General features: G+C 61.1%; 13 protein-coding genes. 2 read left to right on the top strand and 11 right to left on the bottom strand.

The window, feature by feature from the left end:
- Positions 1-78: 78 nt before the first annotated feature.
- The 4 genes from astD to DBR46_RS23825 form a co-directional block, all read right to left on the bottom strand.
- Entirely contained in the window at positions 79-1,548 is a 1,470-nt protein-coding gene (gene astD / locus DBR46_RS23845; RefSeq protein WP_177414123.1) for a succinylglutamate-semialdehyde dehydrogenase, read from the bottom strand.
- On the bottom strand, positions 1,545-2,570 hold the full coding sequence (astA, locus tag DBR46_RS23840) for an arginine N-succinyltransferase (protein ID WP_124528192.1): 1,026 nt from the start codon (positions 2,568-2,570) through the stop codon (positions 1,545-1,547). Before astA ends, astD begins: the two co-directional genes overlap by 4 nt.
- 51 nt (positions 2,571-2,621) lie before the next feature.
- Positions 2,622-3,641, bottom strand: a complete 1,020-nt coding sequence (gene aruF, locus DBR46_RS23835) for an arginine/ornithine succinyltransferase subunit alpha (RefSeq protein ID WP_124528191.1) — start codon at positions 3,639-3,641, stop codon at positions 2,622-2,624.
- A 243-nt stretch (positions 3,642-3,884) separates the two neighbouring features.
- Positions 3,885-5,105, bottom strand: a complete 1,221-nt coding sequence (locus DBR46_RS23825; RefSeq protein WP_124528190.1) for an aspartate aminotransferase family protein — start codon at positions 5,103-5,105, stop codon at positions 3,885-3,887.
- A 288-nt stretch (positions 5,106-5,393) separates the two neighbouring features.
- On the opposite strand from DBR46_RS23825, the gene DBR46_RS23820 reads away from it, so the two are divergent.
- Complete coding sequence (locus DBR46_RS23820) at positions 5,394-11,327, top strand: DUF6543 domain-containing protein (RefSeq protein ID WP_124528189.1); 5,934 nt, start codon at positions 5,394-5,396, stop codon at positions 11,325-11,327.
- A 9-nt stretch (positions 11,328-11,336) separates the two neighbouring features.
- Here the strand turns inward: DBR46_RS23820 and argR are convergent, their stop codons facing one another.
- From argR to acs, 7 genes are all read right to left on the bottom strand, one after another.
- Positions 11,337-12,317, bottom strand: coding sequence for a transcriptional regulator ArgR (gene argR, locus DBR46_RS23815; protein WP_124528188.1), 981 nt, complete (start codon positions 12,315-12,317; stop codon positions 11,337-11,339).
- Positions 12,318-12,565: 248 nt separating this feature from the next.
- Positions 12,566-13,330 carry an ABC transporter ATP-binding protein gene (locus DBR46_RS23810; RefSeq protein ID WP_124528187.1) on the bottom strand — a complete coding sequence of 255 codons (765 nt, stop codon included), beginning with the start codon at positions 13,328-13,330 and terminating at the stop codon, positions 12,566-12,568.
- Positions 13,331-13,357: 27 nt separating this feature from the next.
- Positions 13,358-14,470 carry a succinylglutamate desuccinylase/aspartoacylase family protein gene (locus tag DBR46_RS23805; RefSeq protein ID WP_124528186.1) on the bottom strand — a complete coding sequence of 371 codons (1,113 nt, stop codon included), beginning with the start codon at positions 14,468-14,470 and terminating at the stop codon, positions 13,358-13,360.
- Position 14,471: 1 nt separating this feature from the next.
- Positions 14,472-15,170: an ABC transporter permease gene (locus tag DBR46_RS23800; protein WP_017734152.1), complete on the bottom strand. Its 699-nt coding sequence runs from the start codon at positions 15,168-15,170 to the stop codon at positions 14,472-14,474.
- On the bottom strand, positions 15,167-15,856 hold the full coding sequence (locus tag DBR46_RS23795; RefSeq protein ID WP_124528185.1) for an ABC transporter permease: 690 nt from the start codon (positions 15,854-15,856) through the stop codon (positions 15,167-15,169). Before DBR46_RS23795 ends, DBR46_RS23800 begins: the two co-directional genes overlap by 4 nt.
- Positions 15,857-15,947: 91 nt before the next feature.
- On the bottom strand, positions 15,948-16,733 hold the full coding sequence (locus DBR46_RS23790) for an ABC transporter substrate-binding protein (RefSeq protein ID WP_124528184.1): 786 nt from the start codon (positions 16,731-16,733) through the stop codon (positions 15,948-15,950).
- 695 nt (positions 16,734-17,428) lie between these two features.
- The gene (gene acs, locus DBR46_RS23785) at positions 17,429-19,384 is read right to left on the bottom strand and encodes an acetate--CoA ligase (RefSeq protein WP_017734150.1); all 1,956 of its coding nucleotides are present in this window, start codon (positions 19,382-19,384) and stop codon (positions 17,429-17,431) included.
- A 397-nt stretch (positions 19,385-19,781) separates the two neighbouring features.
- On the opposite strand from acs, the gene DBR46_RS23780 reads away from it, so the two are divergent.
- Positions 19,782-20,051: a DUF2790 domain-containing protein gene (locus DBR46_RS23780; RefSeq protein ID WP_124528183.1), complete on the top strand. Its 270-nt coding sequence runs from the start codon at positions 19,782-19,784 to the stop codon at positions 20,049-20,051.
- Positions 20,052-20,160: the final 109 nt, after the last annotated feature.

Here is a 20,160-nt window from a genome sequence, read left to right as displayed (position 1 = left end):
CTTGCTCGCGAATGCGGTGTGTCAAATACACATTTATTGACTGATCCACCGCTTTCGCGAGCAAGCCCGCTCCCACATTTAGATCAGCGTAATACCTGGGGTCAGCGTGGCGGGCACTACCAAGCTTGGCGTTTCCAACGACGCCACCGGGTACGCACAATAATCCGCCGCGTAATACGCACTGGCGCGATGGTTGCCCGAGGCCCCTACCCCACCAAACGGCGCAGTACTCGCCGCGCCGGTCAGCTGTTTGTTCCAGTTGACGATCCCCGCGCGACTTTCCAGCCAGAACTGCTGGTAACGCGCTTCGGAGTCCGACAACAAGCCAGCGGCCAGGCCGTATTGGGTGTTGTTGGCCTCGGCAATCGCCGCTGCAAAATCAGCGTAGCGGATCACTTGCAGCAACGGGCCGAACAGTTCTTCGTCTTCGCGTTCGGTGACGCCGGTCACATCGATGATGCCTGGTGTCAACAGCGCGGCCTGAGCCTGCGGCTGGGTCATTTCCAGCAGCGCCACGGCGCCGTTGGCGAGCATCAACTCCTGCGCATCCATCAAGGCTTTGGCGGCCGCCAGGGAAATCACCGAGCCCATGAACGGCGCCGGTTGTTGATCAAACGCGCCAACCTCGATAGTCGCGCTGACTGCCACCAGGCGTGCCAGCAACGCATCGCCCCACGCACCTTCCGGCACCAACAGGCGACGGGCGCAGGTGCAACGCTGGCCAGCGGAGATAAACGCCGACTGGATAATGGTGTAGACCGCCGCATCCACGTCGGCCACTTCATCCACCACCAGTGGGTTGTTGCCGCCCATTTCCAGCGCGAGGATCTTGTCCGGGCGCCCGGAAAATTGCTGGTGCAGATGATTGCCGGTGCGGCTGGAACCGGTGAAGAACAACCCGTCGATCCCAGGATTCGCCGCCAGGGCGATGCCGGTTTCCCGCGCGCCTTGCAGCAGGTTCAACACGCCCGCCGGCAAACCGGCTTCGATCCAGCATTGCACGGTCAGCTCGGCGACTTTCGGGGTCAGCTCGCTCGGCTTGAACAGCACGGTATTGCCCGCCAACAGCGCCGGGACGATATGCCCGTTGGGCAAATGACCGGGGAAGTTGTACGGGCCAAACACCGCCACCACGCCGTGGGGCTTGTGACGCAGCACGGCAGTAGCGTCGCCCAGCGGGCCGCTCTTCTCGCCGGTACGCTCGCGGTAGCTTTGCACCGAGATGGCGATCTTGTTGGCCATGCTGGTGACTTCCGTGGCCGATTCCCACAGAGGCTTGCCGGTTTCCTCACCGATGCAGCGGGCGATTTCATCGGCGCGCTTTTTCAGAGTGGCGGCGAAGGTTTCCAACACACCGATGCGCTCTTCCAGCGAACGCTTGGCCCAGGCCGGAAACGCCTGGCGTGCAGCCTGCACAGCCGATTCAACCTGCTCGGCGGTGGCGCCATTACCGGCCCACAATACTTGCTGGGTCACCGGGTTGCGCGACTCAAACAGCTCACCCTGGCCCGCCAGCCAGCTACCTGCGATATACAGCGAATTCATTATTTCGACTCCCGAGCAGCAGACAACGGAACAGCACGCACTTGGTCACCCACCACCAGTTGCAGGCGCTTGGCGGTCTGCGGATCGACCACCAGCGTGCCTGCCGCCAGACGGGCCGGAGCGGCCGTGATGCGGCACTCCTCGCGCTTGCGGTTATGGATCAGGAACGGCGTGGCGTCGTCCCCCGGCGTGCCGATGGCCAGCACCAACGATTGGCTGTCGCGCACCGCACGGATCTTGCTGGTCTCACACTCCACCGCCGGGCCGGCATCGAAGATATCGACGTAGCCCTGGTAGCTGAAGCCTTCGCTCTTGAGCATGCTCAGCGCCGGTTCGGTGTCCGGGTGGACCTTGCCGATCACGTTGCGCGCATCCTCGGACAAGAAGCAGCTGTACAGCGGAAACTTCGGCATCAGCTCGGCGATAAACGCCTTGTTGCCCACGCCGGTGAGGTAATCCGCCTGGCTGAACTCCATCTTGAAGAAGTGCCGGCCCAGGCTTTCCCAGAACGGCGAACGCCCAGCGTCGTTGGACACCCCGCGCATCTCGGCAATGATCTTGTTGCCGAACAGCTGCGGGAACTCGGCGATAAACAGCATGCGCGCCTTGGCCAGCATGCGGCCGTTGAGGCCGGTGCGGTAATCGGCGTGCAGGAACAACGAGCACAGCTCGGAGTTGCCGGTGAGGTCGTTGGCCAAAAACAGCGTGGGGATTTCGCGGTAGATATTCAGTTCCTGGGAGGCGCTGACCGTCAGGCCGACCCGGAAGTTGTACCAAGGTTCGCGCAGGCCAACGGCGCCAGCGATGGCGGAAATGCCCACCACTCGGCCCTCGTCGTTTTCCAGCACGAACAGGTAGTCGGCATCACCACGCCCGGCTTCGCCACGAAAGGTTTTCTCGGCCCAGCCCACCCGGTGGGTCAGGCGCTCTTCGTTGGCCGGCAAGGTGGTGAGGCCGGTGCCGGTGCTGCGCGCCAGATCAATCAGGGCAGGTAAATCGCTGCTGCGTACGGGACGAACGATCATGCTATCTCCTCAGACGGGCCGCCCGCTAAAGGCCACCCGCGAAACTCTGTGTTAAACCGCAACCAGACGCACACTCGCGCCTTCGCCGACACCCAGCGCTTCCGCCGCAGCCAGGTCCAGGGTCACCGGCTTGCCGGGCGCGTAGTCCAGTTCCAGCAGCACCGCGCGGTAATCCTGCAACGACGCATTGCTCACCAGGTACTGGCGGCCGACACCCTTGGCCATCTCGCCGATCTTCACCGGCACCACGCGGCTCTGGGCGATGGAGCGAATGCCCGAGACCCGTGCATGCAGCGTCGGGCCACCGTCGAAGATGTCGATGTAATGGTCGGTCTCGAAGCCTTCGCGCATCAGGATGTCGAAGGTGATCTGCGCACGCGGATGCACCTGGCCCATCGCCTCCTGGGCTTCGTCCGGCAGCAGTGGCACGTAGATCGGGTAGTGCGGCATCAGCTCGGCGAGGAAGGTACGGCTTTTCAGCCCGCACAGACGCTCGGCGGCGGCGTAGTTGAGGTCGAAGAAGTTGCGACCGATGGCGTCCCAGAACGGCGAGTCACCGTTTTCGTCGCTGTAGCCGACGATCTCGGTCACCACCGAGTCGGCAAAGCGCTCGGGGTGGCTGGCGACGAACAGCAGGCGGCCACGGGAATTGAGTTCCGACCACGGCGAACCGACCAGCTCGGGCACCACATAGAAGCTGGTGAGCAGGCTGTTGCCGGTAAGGTCGTGGCACTGGGAAAGCACGTGGATCTTGTTGTGGATCTTCAGCTCGCGGGAGGCGTGCACGAAGGTCTCGTTACGAAAACTGTAGAAGGGCTCCGAATAGCCGGCCGACGCGACAATGGCCGAGCACCCGGCGAGCTTGCCGGTCTCGGTGTCTTCGAGCACGAAGAAATAGCTTTCTTCACCGTTGAAACTCACCTCGGCCGCGAAGGACGCTTCGCTGGCGGCGATCTTGTCGCTGAGGCGTTCGACATCATCCGGCAAGGAGGTGACACCAATCGGGCTGTCCGCAGCCAGACGCTGTACCTCGCCCAGATCAGCCATTTGCGCGGGGCGCATCACCAGCATGGTGTCACTCCTTAACTCGAAAAACTTGCAGGAAAAAATGCCGGACACGATCTTGAAACCAGTGAGGTCAAGTGTGGGAGCGGGCTTGCTCGCGAAAGCGGCGTGTCATTCAACATTTGAGGTGACTGAACCACTGCATTCGCGAGCAAGCCCGCTCCCACATTTGATCTTCACAGCTCCAACAAAGGAGTCCGGCATACAAAATTTGTGTTCGGGCCCGAACACCGGGCACCGAACGGTCTATCAAGCTTGTGTCAGGGCTTTCACAGCACGTTCAAAGCGATCCAAACCTTCAGTGATATCCGCCTCTTCCACCACCAGACTCGGTGCAAAACGCACCACGTCCGGGCCGGCTTGCAGGATCATCAGGTTTTCTTTCTCGGCCGCATTGAACACGTCCTTGGCCTTGCCTTTGAACGCATCGCTCAGCACGCAACCGAGCAACAGACCCATGCCACGCACTTCGGTGAAGATGCCGTACTGCTTGCCGATCTGCTCCAGGCGCGCCTTGAACTGAGCGTGCTTGGCGTTCACGCCGGCCAGCACTTCGGGGGTGTTGATCACGTCGATCACCGCTTCGGCCACCGCACAGGCCAGCGGGTTGCCGCCGTAGGTGGTGCCGTGGGTGCCGACCACCAGGTGCTTGGCCAGCGCTTCGGTGGTGAGCATCGCCGCGATCGGGAAACCGCCGCCCAGGCTCTTGGCGCTGGTGAGGATGTCCGGGGTCACGCCGTAATGCTGGTAGGCGAACAGCTTGCCGCTGCGGCCCATGCCGGTTTGCACTTCGTCGAACACCAGCAGCGCGTCGTGCGCGTCGCACAGCTCACGGGCACCTTGCAGGTAAGCCAGCTCGGCCGGCAGTACGCCGCCTTCGCCCTGGATCGGTTCCAGTACCACGGCGCAGGTCTTGTCCGATACGGCGGCTTTCAGCGCAGCCAGGTCGTTGTACGGGACGTGGGTGATGCCGGTAATTTTAGGCCCGAAACCATCGGAGTACTTGGACTGGCCACCGACGTTGACGGTAAACAGGGTACGGCCGTGGAAGCTGTTCAGCGCGGCAATGATCTCGTACTTCTCGCTGCCAAAACGGTCGAACGCGACGCGACGGGCCAGCTTGAACGCGGCCTCGTTGGCTTCGGCGCCGGAATTGCAGAAGAACACGCGCTCGGCAAAGGTGGCGTCGATCAGCTTGTGCGCCAGGCGCAAGGCCGGCTCATTGGTGAAGACGTTGGACACGTGCCACAGCTTGTTGGCCTGTTCGGTCAACGCACCGACCAGCGCCGGGTGGGCGTGGCCCAACACGTTGACCGCGATGCCGCCGGCAAAGTCGATCAGCTCGCGGCCCGCCTGGTCCCAGACACGGGAACCTTGGCCACGCACGGGGATGAATGCGGCAGGTGCGTAGTTGGGAACCATGACCTGGTCAAAATCGGCACGTTGCACCGGGGCTTGCTCAACGGACATCGGAGTCTCCTGAAGAGGAACGCCTGCCTGGACATGGCGGGCGATGCAGGGATTGTAAGGACAGTTTTCAGTGCAGCCTTGTCGCCAAGCGACAACTTCTTATAGCGCCAACCCCCGTTTTTGGCGGGTTTACGCCAATGCGACAAATAGCGTCGCAAAGGCGCAGTTTAAACTGCCGCGCAGGTTTGCGGCAGGATGAATGCGGGGGCCGCGCCCTAACTATCTAAGCTCATGCGCCTTCGTGCGGCTGATTTACTGGCAGTTTTCTTGGTTCCAGAGATCAATCCCATGACCACCACCTCCACCTCGCCCCCATTGGCCGAGGACACGCGGCCCCCGGACACCCACTACACCCCGCTGCAAAACAGCTTCCCGGACTGGCTGGGCCAGGCCTCCACCCGCAGTCGGGCCGCCCTGAACAGCGCCAATCCCAGGCACGCCAAGGCCATGGCAACGGCCTCCGCCGCCCACAAGCGCCAGTTACAGCAGCTGACAGCCGAGCACTGGAAAGCCCGCTCCCGCGTGGAGCAGGCACTGGAGAAACTTCAGGATGCAAAAGCATTCGCCAAGCCGATCCTTGAAGACGCCCTGCTCTCCCGCTACAGCCTGGACGTCAACACCGATACGCTGTTCCTGCGCCTCTACATTCCTCAGCACCTGCCCTGGTTCCCGGCCATCGGCTCCGGTGGTGCACGCACCTTGACCGTATCGCTGCTGGACGCGGCGCTGCACAATTTTGATCTCAAGGAGACCCGCCCCGACGCCTACGAGGCGCAGTCGAGCTATATCACCCGCCCCTCCGGCAGTGGCCAGTTCGACACCGTGCCGGCGGTCAAGCAGGTGATGCCGATTGCGTCCTTCATTGGCCTGTGTCGCGAGCTGGATATCGGCGCCCGCTACGCTCGCCATTTACGCACCGAATTGGGCCTGGATGAACCGCTCGCCAGTGCCGTGCTGCAACACAAGGTTGTAGCCAGCCAGAAGGCCAACCTGCGCGCGTCGCTGCAACTGGCGCGCCTACAAGGCGACATCCAGGCGGACTACGCCCTGGCGATCGAAAACCTGCTTGCCGATCACCCCGGCGTGACCTTCAATCGCCTGCCGTTGCGCTGTCACGCCCTGAGCATGATGGACGTGCCGCTCACCGGCATCCTGCTGTTCGCGCCAGACCTGGAACAGACCCGTACCGTGCAGCGCCTGCTGGCCTACATCCCTGACGACCCAAAGCACCCGCTCAAGGAGTACGCCTCGGCCCGGGCCTTCCAGCGAGCGCTGACGCAACAGTTGCGCGAGGAGACCTACCAGCGCTTTTTCAGCCGCTTCATCCCCCATGACCAGCTCGGCGTGTTTTTCGCCGGTCTCACCCAACGCCTGGCCACAATCACCTGGCATCCGCCCCAACCCGGCAGCGGCCTGGCGCCCTGGCGCGAAGAACCCAGTGCAGCGCCCAAGCTGCAATTTGCCGCATCGGCGATCGGTGGCGACCTGTGGCAGCACCAATACCAACAGAGGCTCAACCAACTGCTGAACGACGCACGTACGCGTGCGGTGCCCACCGCCGATGCAGACCGCAATGCCCGCTGGGCACGATGGGATGCGCTGGTCAACGTCGCGTCTTCGATTCTCAACGCCGTGCTGCTGGTGGCGGCGCCGTTCATTCCCGGCCTCGGCGAACTGATGCTGGGCTACATGGCGTACCAACTGCTGGATGACGCCTTCGAAGGCATCGTCGACTGGGCTGAAGGCCTGCGCACCGAGGCGTTCAGCCACCTGATGAGCGTGCTCGAAACACTGGTGCAAGCCGGTGCGTTCGCCGCCGGCAGTACCATTGGCGCCAGCGAGTTGCGCAAGCTGTTACCGCAGGACGTGCGCGCATTCATCGACGGCTTCAAGCCCGTGACCCTGGCCGGTGGCAAAACCCGCTACTGGAAACCGGACCTTGAGCCTTACCAGCAAACCCTCAACGTGCCGGCCCGCCTCGGCCATGACCGGCTGGGGCTGCTGCGCATACGCGACGAAGACATCCTGGCGCTGACAGGCAAGCACTATGCCGTGGAAAAGGTCACCGGCACCGAGCAGTACGTCATCAAACATCCCACCCGAACGGACGCCTACCGCCCCGCCCTGACCCACAACGGCGCCGGTGCGTGGCACACGGAACTTGAGCACCCCCAGCACTGGGACCAGCCGACGCTTCTACAGCGCCTGGGCCACCGCGCGCAGCCACTCAGCGATAGCGATCGCGCCCTGGCCCTGCAATTGAGCGGTGTCGAAGAGGCTGCCTTACGCAGGATGCACCTTAACGGCGACCCCCTGCCGCCGCTGCTTGCCGATACCCTGACACGGCTGCGCATCGACCGCGCCATCGGTCAGCTGATCGAACAACTGCGCAGCGATGATCCAGCGGTCTATCACGCCATCGACCCGCAGGATCAATTGCAACTGCTCACCAGCTACGGCTATTGGCCTGCCTCCAAGGCCCTGCGTTTTCTCGATGCCCAGGGCAACATTGTGTGGCGCTTCGGTGAGAACCACCGCCCCGTGGTGCAGGTGCATGAGGCTCAGCTGAGCAACGGCGATTTGCTCAAAACCGTCCTCGAGGCCCTCACGGCCGACGAAATCCGCGCCTCATTCGGCGAGCGCGCCAGCGACCCGCAATTGAGCCTGCAAACCCGCGTCAAGCACTTGCGCCGCCGGCTGGCGGACATCGCCGAACGCGAACGCGCGCAATTGTTCGACTCACGCTACAGGCCGCTGCAACAAACCTCGGACCATGGGACGCGACGGTTGATAGACGCGGCGCCGAGCCTGCCGACCGAGGTGGCCGAGCATTTGCTCAGCCATGCCACTGGCGCAGAACTGCAGGCCCTCGACCAACAACGCACCCCTGCGCGCCTGGCCGAACTCGCACGTGCGGCGTGGCAGGAGGTACGCCTCAACCGCGCCTATGAGGGCCAGCATCTGGTGGCGGCGGGCAGCCTGGACACCGATCGCCTGGCCATGAACTCACTGAAACTGCTCCCCGGCTGGTCGGCGCACATACGCCTGGTGGCGCGGCATTACTCGCTGCAAGGCGAGGTATGGAACAGCGTCGGGCCTGAGGACGCCCGTATCGTCCGGACACTGGTGCGCACCCTCGACGGCCGCTATGTCCCCTACAACGGCAGCGGCCCGCTGTTCGGTGAGACCGACCTGTACAGCGCCATCCTCAAGGCCCTGCCCGACGCTCAGCGCAATGCGTTGAATATCCAGGTCACCGACAGCCTCGAACTCAAGCGTCGCCTGCGCCAACAGCCCCTGCCCCGCGAAGCGCTGCGGGCAGTGCTCGATGAGGGCGTGCCAAAGCCACCAACGCGGGAAACGTTGCGCCTGCTGGGCAACAACGACGGTTACGCCGCATTACCGGCGCCGCCCCAGCAACTACCGACCTTGTTGGAACGTGCCGGGCGGCTGTACCCACGCCTTGATAACGCACGGCTGCGCACCCTCCTCGAGCACCTGGAACGCCAGCCGGGTGGCGCGGCCAATCGCCTGTCAGCCCTGACCGAGGAATATCGGCAACTGCAACATGACCTCGCCGCGTGGCGCGACGCCACGCCGAACCAGCACCCACTGACCGGTCAGGCCCTGTCGGCGGGCGAGCGCCGCTACGACCAGCGCAATCGCCGGCATATGGCGCAATGCATCGAGCAGGCCTGGCGCCGGGAGAGCGAAATCGACAGCTACTTCGATGATCCGACACGCGATGGTTATTGCCTGCGACTCAACCTGCCGATCATCGGGCCATTGCCCAGCCTGACGGCCAACTTTGAGCATGTGTCATTACTGTCCCTGGTCGGCGCACGTACCAACCAAGGTGCGCAGGCATTTCTGGCCAGCTTTTATCAGGTGCGCCATTTGGATGTACGCAACGTTCCCCTCGGCAGCCTGCCTTTGCAGGTGCATACCTGGCCCAACCTGAACACCCTCAGCCTGAGCGATTGCAACGTTGTACTGACGACGGCCAATCAGGTTGAACTGGCCTCTATGACACGCCTGCAGACCCTCGCACTCGACCACAACCCCTTGGGCCAGGTACCCAGCGTGGAAGCCATGCACGACTTGGTCGCCTTGGACCTGACTCACACCGGCATCGATCGCCTGCCACCCGGCATACTCAGCCGCACCGAACTGGAGGCCGCCATACTGAGCGAAAACCAGATAAGCGAATTGCCCGACGCACTGTTCGAACAACCTGCGAGCATCAGCCAAAAGTTCGACTTATCGAAAAACCCTCTGTCGACGCCGACCCTGCAACGGATAAAAGCCTACTTTCAGACCCACGGAGCCCATTGGGAGGCCGATGCCCACCCTGCGGATATCCGTGAAGCACAACAGCTGTATCCCTCGCTCGACGGCAACGCGATCAACCGGTTCATTTTCTCCCTGCCCGGCGATATCGAAGCCGGACGCGTTGAATTGGCACGCCTGGCTGCAGAACTGGATACCCTGCAACAGGAACTCAGCACCTGGGCCGAAGTGCCGAGACTTCCCCACCTGGAACGGGCTCGGCGCCGAGCGTTGCGGCAATTACTGGAACAAAGCTGGCGCAGAGAACCACCGCAGGAAACTCATCTGGCACGCTCGCTGGTGATCAACCCACCGCTGTCGGGCGACCTGCCCACCCTCAGCACTCGCTTAAGGCACGTGCGCTCCCTCATCATCCAAGGCAACGGCCGCGCGTTGCGACCCGAGGGGTTTCTCGAGAGCTTCCCCGATCTCGACATCCTCAATATCGAAAACGCAAAGCTTGGGCAGATCCCGTCCTCGATACTGGCCCGCCAAAACCTCACGTTCCTCGGCCTGCAACGCTGCACTCTCACGTTGTCGCCAGCACACGTGCAGGCCCTGCAGGGCATGCAGGGCCTGGAATACCTGGACCTGAGCCACAACCCCCTGGGCCTGATACCGGATTTTCATCAATTGCCCCATCTGGTCAGCGTATTGCTGAGTAACACCGGCTTGCAGGAGGTGCCTGCCAGCCTGTTCAGCCATGTGCCGCGCAACAGGGTGGACCTGAGCAACAACTTCATCGAACAGCTGCCGGCGCCATTGTTCGATCTGCCGGCATCGATGAGCCGGGCTTTTGACCTGTCCGGCAACCCGCTGTCTGCTTCGGCACTGGAGCAGATCAAGCGCTACAGCCAGGCACGGCAGGAGCATTTCAACGCCCAGGCACCCGAGGCCGACCGCCAGCGCCTGCTAAGGCTATACCCGACCTTGACACCGGGCGAGGCCGACCGGTTCGTGTTTCAACTGCCCGGCACGATGCAGTCGGTAGCAGGCGCACTGGCCAGCCTTGAAGCCGAGTACGCCCAACTCAGCACCGACCTGCAACAGTGGATGCTGGCGGTGCCCGAGCGCCACCCTGTGTTGGATATTCCATTGGATGAAGCAGAACGTGCGCGCCAGCAACTGTTACGCAACGACTTCAAGACGCTGCTGGAACAGACCTGGCGCCGCGAGGGCGAAGAAGATGAAGAAAGCCTGGATGACGCGCTGACCCACGCCCTGATCCTGGACACGCCGATCATGGGCAATCTGCCGCAGCTGAGCGCGCGATTCGAGCATGTGTCCTGGTTTCAATACACCGGCGACGGCGGTACCACCGCAGTCGATGGCACCTTGCAATGCTTCACCAAGCTGCAATCGTTGAGCCTGAATCATTGTCACCTGGGTGCGATCCCCACTTCGGTGTTCAGCATGCCGCGATTGTCCAGCCTCGACTTGTCGGACTGTGCAATCACCCTCACGCCAACCACCAGTCGCACGCTGGGTGACGTGACGGAGCTGGATTTCCTCGACCTGAGCAACAATCCTCTGACCCTGGCACCGGATGTCAGCCAACTGAGCCAAATCACTTCATTGCATTTGCGTAACGCCCGGCTCAGCCAGTTGCCCCAGGGTGTATTTTCACTCCATAGCCTGCACACCCTGGACCTGAGCCAGAACCAGATCCGCGAGCTCACCAGCGATTTGCTGGAGATGATGGCCACCTTCAACGAAGACTCGGACTTGAGCGGGAACCCGTTGTCCGCACAGAGCATCGCCTACCTGCGCACCTACTACGAACGCACCGGCATTGACTTCCAGGTGGCAGAGGCGACGGTCGATGAGCTAGGTAATGCGTTGACACCGCCGTTGGACCAGCCCACCACGAACCCGCGCCCACAGGAGGAGTGAATGCCCACCTCAACCGCGCTCGGCAGGCACCGACGACAGCTCGAAGGGGCTGCTGCTGCGCCGCTGGTTGCGGTCTTCACGGGGGGTGGCGCCAAAGAAATTGCGGTAAGCGCTGGAGAAATGCGGCCCCGAGGAGAAGCCGCACGACAGGCCAATCTGGATGATCGACTTGCTGGTTTGCATGAGCATCTGGCGCGCCTTGTTCAGGCGCAATTCCAGGTAGTACTGGCTGGGAACGCGATTGAGGTATTGCTTGAAGATGCGCTCGAGTTGTCGTCGCGACACGCACACGTGCTGGGCGATTTCGTCGGTGGTCAGCGGCTCTTCGATATTGGCCTCCATCAGCAACACCGCCTGGGTCAGCTTGGGATGGCTGGAACCGAGGCGGTTTTGCAGTGGAATGCGCTGGCGCTCGCCGCCTTCGCGGATGCGCTCAACCACCAACTCTTCAGAGACCGCACCGGCCAGTTCGGCACCATGATCACGAGCCAGTACCGCCAGCAACAGGTCGAGTACCGACATGCCACCGCAGGCGGTGAGGCGATCGCGGTCCCAGTCGAACAGATGGCTGGTGGCGATAACCTTGGGGAAGCGCTCGGCGAAATCGTCCTGCCAGCGCCAATGCACGGCGGCGCGGTAGCCGTCGAGCAGACCGAGCTGGGCCAGCGGGTATACACCGGCGGACAGCCCGCCGATCACACACCCGGCCCGCACCAGCTGCTTGAGGGCGGTGCTCAGTTGGGAGGCAATGGCGGTCGGCGGTTCGTCCGCCAGCAGAAACAGTTTCTGGAAGCCTTCCAGCTTGCCCGCCCACGGCTCGCCCGGCAGTTGCCAGGCGCCATCGGTGGCAGGCTCGGCGAGCAGGAACGACAGTTCGTAGACCACATCGGGATGCACCCGCTGAGCAACGCGCAAGGCCTCCTCAGCCAGCGCAAGCGTTAGTGCTTTTGTGCTGGGCCAAATCAGGAAACCAATGCGATGGGCGGTCATGGAGGGCTATCCGAAGCGAAGAACGGTAATGAAGGGGTGGGCTAATGCTAGCCCGTAAACCCACACAAATCTTTAAAGCTGATGAGTTTCCAACTGTGGGAGCTGGCTTGCCTGCGATGGCGGTGGTTCAGTGGGCAAAGCTGTTTCTGATAGACCGCTATCGCAGGCAAGCCAGCTCCCACCAGGGATTGGGGCCAGCCTCAAGATTGTGGAGCATGCACTACTTCAGTGCACAAAAGCAGCCTTGATTATTTCAAGCTACCGGACAAGAACTGCTGCAAACGCTCGGACTGCGGGTTCACCAGCACTTCACGCGGGTTGCCACGTTCTTCGACGATGCCTTTGTGCAAAAACACCAACTGGTTCGACACTTCACGGGCAAAGCCCATTTCGTGGGTCACCACCACCATGGTGCGGCCTTCCTGGGCCAGGTCCTGCATCACCTTGAGCACTTCGCCAACCAGTTCCGGGTCGAGGGCCGAGGTGGGTTCGTCAAACAGCATCACCTCCGGCTCCATCGCCAGGGCACGGGCAATCGCCACACGCTGCTGCTCACCACCGGACATATGCCCGGGGAACGCATCCTTGCGATGGCCCACGCCGACTTTGGCCAGGTAGTGCTCGGCCTTTTCACGGGCGTCTTTCTTCGACATGCCCAGCACGTGCACCGGCGCTTCCATGACGTTTTCAATCGCCGTCATGTGCGACCACAGGTTGAAATGCTGGAACACCATGGACAGGCGCGAACGCATACGCTGCAGCTGTTTAGGGTCGGCGGCCTTCATGGCGCCGTCCTTGTTGGCCACCAGTTTCAGCTCTTCGTTGTTGAGCAGAATCTTGCCGGCGTGGGGTTGCTCCAGCAGGTTGATGCAGCGCAAAAAGGTACTTTTGCCCGAACCACTGGAACCGATGATGCTGATCACATCACCGGCCGCGGCGGCCAGGGACACGCCTTTGAGCACTTCATGACTGCCATAGCGTTTATGCAGGTCTTGGACTTCAAGTTTGTACATGCGGTCGGTTCTCACAAAAACAGTGGGTCAGTCATTCAGCAAATTGCCATGGCGCAGGGCTTCACGCCCCGCCACCTTGGCCAGCCAAAAACCTGCTTGGGCATAGCGCAGCCGTTCGACGGCAAACAACACCCCGGCCGTGCTGGCGCAGACAATGCTGACCTGATCGGACAAGGGATCAATCACTTCAAAAATCGGTTCGCCCGCTTCAACCCAACAGCCCGGGGTGCACAGGAAACTGATCACGCCAGCATGGGGCGCATACAGCATTTCCGTGCCCTCGAATGGCATGCCCTCGCACGGTTCGTGCTGCGGCGCAGGCCATTCGCCTTGAATCAGGCCTTGCTCGGCGAGAAAAGCCAGAATGCCTTCGGCATGGAAGATTGCAGCGTCCCGGCCCGTATCAGATTGCCCGCCCAATTCCAGGGTAGTGGCCATGCACGCCAGGGGGATCTGTGCATCCGGGAACAATCCGGACAACCGCAACCAAGGCGTCGAGCAGGCTTCATCAAACGAACTGCCGCCGGAGTCTTCCGCCAGCAGGCCGACTTTCACATTCAAATGCGCCGCGAGTGAGCGCCACTGCGGCCAGTGCTGGGGCAGCGCGTACATATGCAGTGCGGCTTCGCAGTCACAATGCAGGTCGAGCACCACATCGGCGGTGCAGGCATGGCTGAGCAAGATGCGCTGCATGCCTTGCAGCTGACTGGTTGGCGCGGGCAATGCGTTGAGTGCAGCGCTCATTGCCTGGCGGATCAGGCGCACGTTGGCGTGGGGATCGTCCCCCAACTTGCCGTCGAGCAGCGCGGCAACCGGTTCGCTCAACTCCGCGAAATCACGGTTGAAGTTCTTGCCGCTGCCCACCTCGAAACGCCCCTGGTGGCTGCCTTGCAGCAACTGGCCCAGGCCCATCGGGTTGGCCACTGGCACCAGCTCGATCACGCCGTTGAGGGCGCCTTGCTGTTCCAGTTCGGCGAGACGCTTTTTCAGCTCCCAGGCGGCACGCATGCCGGGCAATTCATCGGCGTGCAGGCTGGCCTGGATATAGGCCTTGCGCTCGCCACGGCCGAAGCGGAACACGCTCAGCTGGCGCTCGCAGCCCAGGTGGCCCCAGGGCAACAGATGATCGATACGTTCCATTTCAATGCTTCCGTGGAGCCAGGTAGCTCAGCCAGCGGCGCTCGGCCAGCTTGAACAGGCGAACCAGGATAAAGGTCAGGCACAGGTAGAACACACCAGCGGTGATATAGGCTTCGAACGGCAGGTAGAACTGGGCGTTCACCGTGCGCGCGGCACCGGTGATGTCGATCAGGGTGACGATGGAGGCCAGGCTGGTGGTCTGCAGCATCATGATCACTTCGTTGCTGTACTGCGGCAGCGCGCGGCGCAGGGCCGACGGCAGCAAGATGCGGCGGTACAGCTTGTAGCGCGACATGCCCATGGCCTTGGCCGCTTCGATCTCGCCATTGGGCGTGGCCTTGAGGCTACCGGCAATGATCTCGGCGGTGTACGCACTGGTGTTGATCGCAAACGCCAGGCACGCACAGAAGGTGGCGCTGGACAGCAGTGGCCACAGGAAGCTTTCGCGTACCGCTTCGAACTGGGCCAGGCCGTAGTAGATCAGGAACAGCTGCACCAGCATCGGCGTGCCGCGGATCACATAGGTAAACAGCCAGGCCGCACCGTTGACCACCGGCTGCTTGGACACGCGCATCAAGCCCAGGGGCAAGGCGGCGAGCAGGCCGAAGAACAACGAGATGGCGAGCAGTTTCAGGGTGGTCAGCAAGCCGCCAAGGTACAGCGGCATGGCCTCCCAGATGACGTTGTAGTCGAAGATCATAGATCAGCCGCCCTTACGCCTACCGAGTAGCGCTTCTCAAGGTGACGCAAGGCCAGCAACGACACGCTGGTGATCACCAGGTACATCGCCGCCACTGCGAGGAAGAAGGTAAAAGGTTCGCGGGTGGCGTCTGCCGCCTGCTTGGCCTTGAACATCATGTCTTGCAAACCCACCACCGAGATCAACGCGGTGGCCTTGGTCAGTACCAGCCAGTTGTTGGTGAAACCAGGGATCGCCAGACGAATCATCTGCGGCACCATCACCCGGAAAAACACCTGCAAACTGCTCATGCCATACGCAAGGCCGGCCTCGGCCTGACCCTTGGGAATGGCCATGAAGGCGCCACGGAAGGTTTCCGAGAGGTAGGCGCCAAAGATGAAACCCAGGGTGCCGATACCGGCGGCCAAGGGGTTCAAGTCAATATAGTCGTCGTAGCCCAGCATCGGCGCGACGCGGTTGAGCAGGTCCTGGCCGCCGTAGAAAATCAGCAGGATCAGCACCAGGTCAGGGATCCCGCGGATCACTGTGGAGTACAAGTCACCCAGCCAGGCCAACCAGCGCACCGGCGACAGGCGTAACGCGACCCCGATCAGACCCAGAACAATGGCCAAGGCCATGGACGACAAGGCGAGCTGAAGCGTCAACCATGCGCCATCGAGGATGACGGCCCCGTAGCCTTTCAACATGATTCAGGTCCTCGAAAAGGGGGATGAAAAAATGGCGCAAACCGCAGGAATTCTGTTGCTTGCGCCATTTCGGACAGACAGCTAGGACGATTTACTTAGGGTCAGCGCCGTAGATATCAAAGTCGAAGTACTTGTCCTGGATTTTTTTGTACTCACCGTTGGCACGGATCGCGGCAATGGCTGCGTTGATACGGTCGAGGTTTTCCTTGTCGCCTTTGCGTACGGCGATGCCGATGCCGTCACCGAAGTACTTGGCGTCGGTGAACTGTGGGCCCACGAACGCGTAGCCTTTACCGGCTGGCGTCTTCAGGAAGCCGTCCTGCAGCAGGGTGGCGTCGGCCACGGTGCCGTCGAGGCGACCGGCTTCCACGTCCAGGTAGATTTCGTTCTGCGAGCTGTAAGGCACAACCGTGGCGCCTTTAGGGGCCAGGACTTCCTTGGCGAAGCGATCATGGATCGAACCGCGTTGTACGCCGATTTTCTTACCCTTCAACTCATCCAGGCTGTCGCTGACGGTGGTGCCTTCCTTCATCACCAGTTGCGCTGGGCTCAGGTAATAGCGGCCGGTGAAGTCCACGGACTTCTTGCGATCTTCCGTGATGGACATGGACGACAGGATCGCGTCGATCTTGCGCACTTTCAGAGCAGGGATCAGGCCGTCGAACTCTTGCTCGACCCAGGTGCACTTCACGTCCATCTGCTTGCACAGGGCGTTGCCGATGTCGTAGTCAAAACCGACGATGCTGCCATCGGGTGCTTTAGAGGCAAACGGAGGGTAAGCCGCTTCGATACCAATTTTCAGAGGCTTGCCTTCAGCGAAAGCCTGCATGGACAGCACGGACAGCGCCAGGGCGCCCAACAGCACGAGTTTCTTCATCTTGGGACTCCATCGGTATAGGGCAAAACAGCAGTATGAGCCATGGCCCACGATGCGACTTAAGGAAAACCGAATTGCGGTGCTGCGTCCTACACCGATTCAACATCGGAGACGACGAGCGAGTGATCGGCATTCTAACGACAGGCCGGAAGCCGATATTTCCTCAATGCGACAACAATTTACAGAAGCACTGAGAAAGCGGTTCCAGCACATTGACAGCCCCTGTTTTTTATGCAGAGACAAAAGACATTAAACCTGTAGACGCTGCAAATTGCGGGCCTATTATTCGCAAACCCTTCTAGCACGGCAAGTCTGGCGTTTAATCTTATTTGCGGGGGTGTCTAAAACGCGGCTTTTCGGGGCAAAGGTGTAGCACATTGCCTCATGTTTGGGCGTTGGGTTACACATTTGACGACGGCGGTAACATTCAGAAATGCCCCACATGAAAAACCGATATTTATTGGCTTGATGGTTTGCAGGGTCGCCAGACAGCTCACCGGCCGCCATTTGAAATGCGATCCAACTGTGGGAGCTGGCTTGCCTGCGATAGCAATCTGTCAGTTGGTCCACCTGTACCTGACACACCCTCATCGCAGGCAAGCCAACTCCCACACTTGATCTCCATTGGTTTTGAGATCCCACAAAAAAGCCCCATCCGGCCTACACCGAACGGGGCTATTTCTGACTATCGCGCCTTACGCGACGTTCATGGTCTTGTGCGTCTCGATCAAATGCGCCACCACACCCGGGTCTGCCAGGGTAGAGATATCCCCCAACCCGTCGTACTCAGCCGTGGCAATCTTGCGCAGAATCCGCCGCATGATTTTCCCCGAACGCGTCTTCGGCAAGCCCGGTGCCCACTGGATCACATCCGGCGAAGCAATCGGCCCGATCTCTTTGCGCACCCAGTTTTTCAACTCCAGGCGCAGCGCTTCGTTCGGTTCTTCACCATTTTTGAGGGTGACGTACACATAGATGCCCTGGCCCTTGATGTCATGCGGCACACCCACCACCGCCGCTTCGGCGACTTTCGGGTGGGCAACCATGGCACTTTCGATCTCGGCGGTGCCCATGCGGTGGCCGGACACGTTCAACACGTCATCCACACGCCCGGTGATCCACCAGTAGCCGTCTTCGTCGCGACGGGCGCCGTCACCGGTGAAGTACATGCCACGGAAGGTTTTGAAGTAGGTATCGACAAAACGGTCATGGTCACCGTACAGGGTGCGCGCCTGGCCCGGCCACGAATCGAGAATCACCAGGTTGCCTTCGGCAGCGCCTTCGATGATGTTGCCCAGGTTGTCCACCAGTGCTGGCACCACGCCGAAGAACGGCCGCGCAGCCGAACCTGGCTTGAGCGCATGGGCGCCCGGCAGCGGGCTCATCAGGGTGGCGCCGGTTTCGGTCTGCCACCAGGTGTCAACGATCGGGCAACGGGATTGGCCGACGTTCTTGTAGTACCAGTCCCACGCTTCCGGGTTGATCGGCTCACCCACCGAACCCAACAGGCGCAAGCTGCTGCCGTCCACGCCTTCGCAGGCGGCGGTGCCGGACGCCATCATTGCGCGAATCGCGGTCGGTGCGGTGTAGAGGATATTGACCTTGTGCTTGTCGACGATCTTGCCTACGCGGGTGATGTCCGGGTAGTTCGGCACGCCTTCGAACAGCAGTGTGGTCGCGCCATTGGCCAGCGGGCCATAAACGATATAGGTGTGGCCAGTGACCCAGCCGACGTCGGCGGTGCACCAGTAGATCTCGCCCGGGCGGTAGTCGAATACACGCTCGTGGGTCAGCGCCGCGTAAAGCAGGTAGCCGCCGGTGGTGTGCTGCACGCCCTTCGGCTTGCCGGTGGAGCCGGAGGTATAAAGGATGAAGAGGGCCTCTTCGGCGCCCATTTCTTTAGGCGCGCAGACCGTGCCGGCCACTTTCATCAGGTCTTCGTACCAGATGTCGCGATGCTGGTTCCACTTGATCGCGCCATTGGTGCGCTTGCACACGATGACTTTCTGGATGCTGCTGGTTTCCGGATTGGTCAGGGCGTCATCGACGTTGGCCTTCAACGGAATCTTCTTACCGGCGCGGATACCTTCGTCGGCAGTGATCACCACCTTCGACTTACAGTCAATGATGCGACCGGCCAGGGCCTCCGGCGAGAAACCGCCAAATACCACGGAGTGAATCGCACCGATGCGGGTACACGCCAGCATGGCGACCACGGCTTCGGGGATCATCGGCATATAGATAGTCACCACGTCGCCGCGATGCACATCCTGGCCGCGCAAGGCGTTGGCGAACTTGCAGACTTCTTCATGCAGCTCGCGGTAGGTGATGGTGCGGCTTTCGGAAGGGTCATCGCCTTCCCAGATGATGGCTGCCTGGTCGCCACGTTCGGCGAGGTGACGGTCCAGGCAGTTGTAGGAAACGTTCAGGGTGCCATCGGCAAACCACTTGATATCGACATGGTGGTCGTCGAACGAGGTCTGCTTCACCGCGGTGAAAGGCTTGACCCAGTCAAGGCGCTTGGCTTGCTCACGCCAGAAACCATCGGGGTTGACCACCGACTGCTGGTACATGGCCTTGTAGGTCGCCTCGTCGGTCAGCGTGTTGGCTGCTACTTCGGGGCGAACGGGGTACAGGGAAGCCGCACTCATCTTTCTTACCTCGGTGACAATAGTTGTTTTTGTATGCCCTGTTGTAGCCGGGGCTGCCCCATAGAACCATTCGACGATGGTAGTAACAAGCCCCTACATTTTGCCCTGCTATCTGCTTTGGCGGCTCTGGCCCGCGGCCCGTGGCGCTTTGCGCCAAGATGAAAAAAGCTTTACCACGGGATTGTTACAAAAACCGCCAACAGTGTTTATCAAAAGCACGGGTATATGAATATAACCCGCAGGCCTAGAATCACTTCCGCCAACACAGGCATTGTGATTAACACCGTAACCGCCCCCACGAAGGCAACGTTAATCCGAAACAACCAACCCTAAGTTACACACGCGGCCTCACAAAGGCCCCGTGACCCCTTTCGCCCTGAATAAGGTAAATAAAGAAATGAAAGCTCTAGTAGTTATGGCCCTCAGCAGCTTGTGCGCCACCGCCGCCCTGGCCGACGAAGCCCCGACTGACGTAGCTAGCCGCAACACCCCGATTGTTGAAGACTACACTTACAGCACCCACCTGGATGTGGCCAAAGTATTGTCCATGAGCAGCATTCCAGAAGTCTGCGAAGTTGTACCGGTGAAGATGGAATATGAAGATTCGCAGGGTCAGCGTCATATTCTTAATTACCATGTGATGGGTAATGGTTGCTCTAACGGATAACAACTTAGTTAGTGTGATCTGAACCTGATCTTATTCGCCGCAAGAAATCGTTCTTGCGGCAAAGAACCCACCCCAGAAACACCGCGATCCCCCTGTGGGAGCTGGCTTG

Source organism: Pseudomonas sp. KBW05, from assembly GCF_003852405.1.
In the GTDB taxonomy this organism is placed as follows: domain Bacteria; phylum Pseudomonadota; class Gammaproteobacteria; order Pseudomonadales; family Pseudomonadaceae; genus Aquipseudomonas.
The sequence above is the reverse complement of the archived record's forward strand: the minus strand, read 5'-3'. Positions and strand labels throughout refer to the sequence as shown.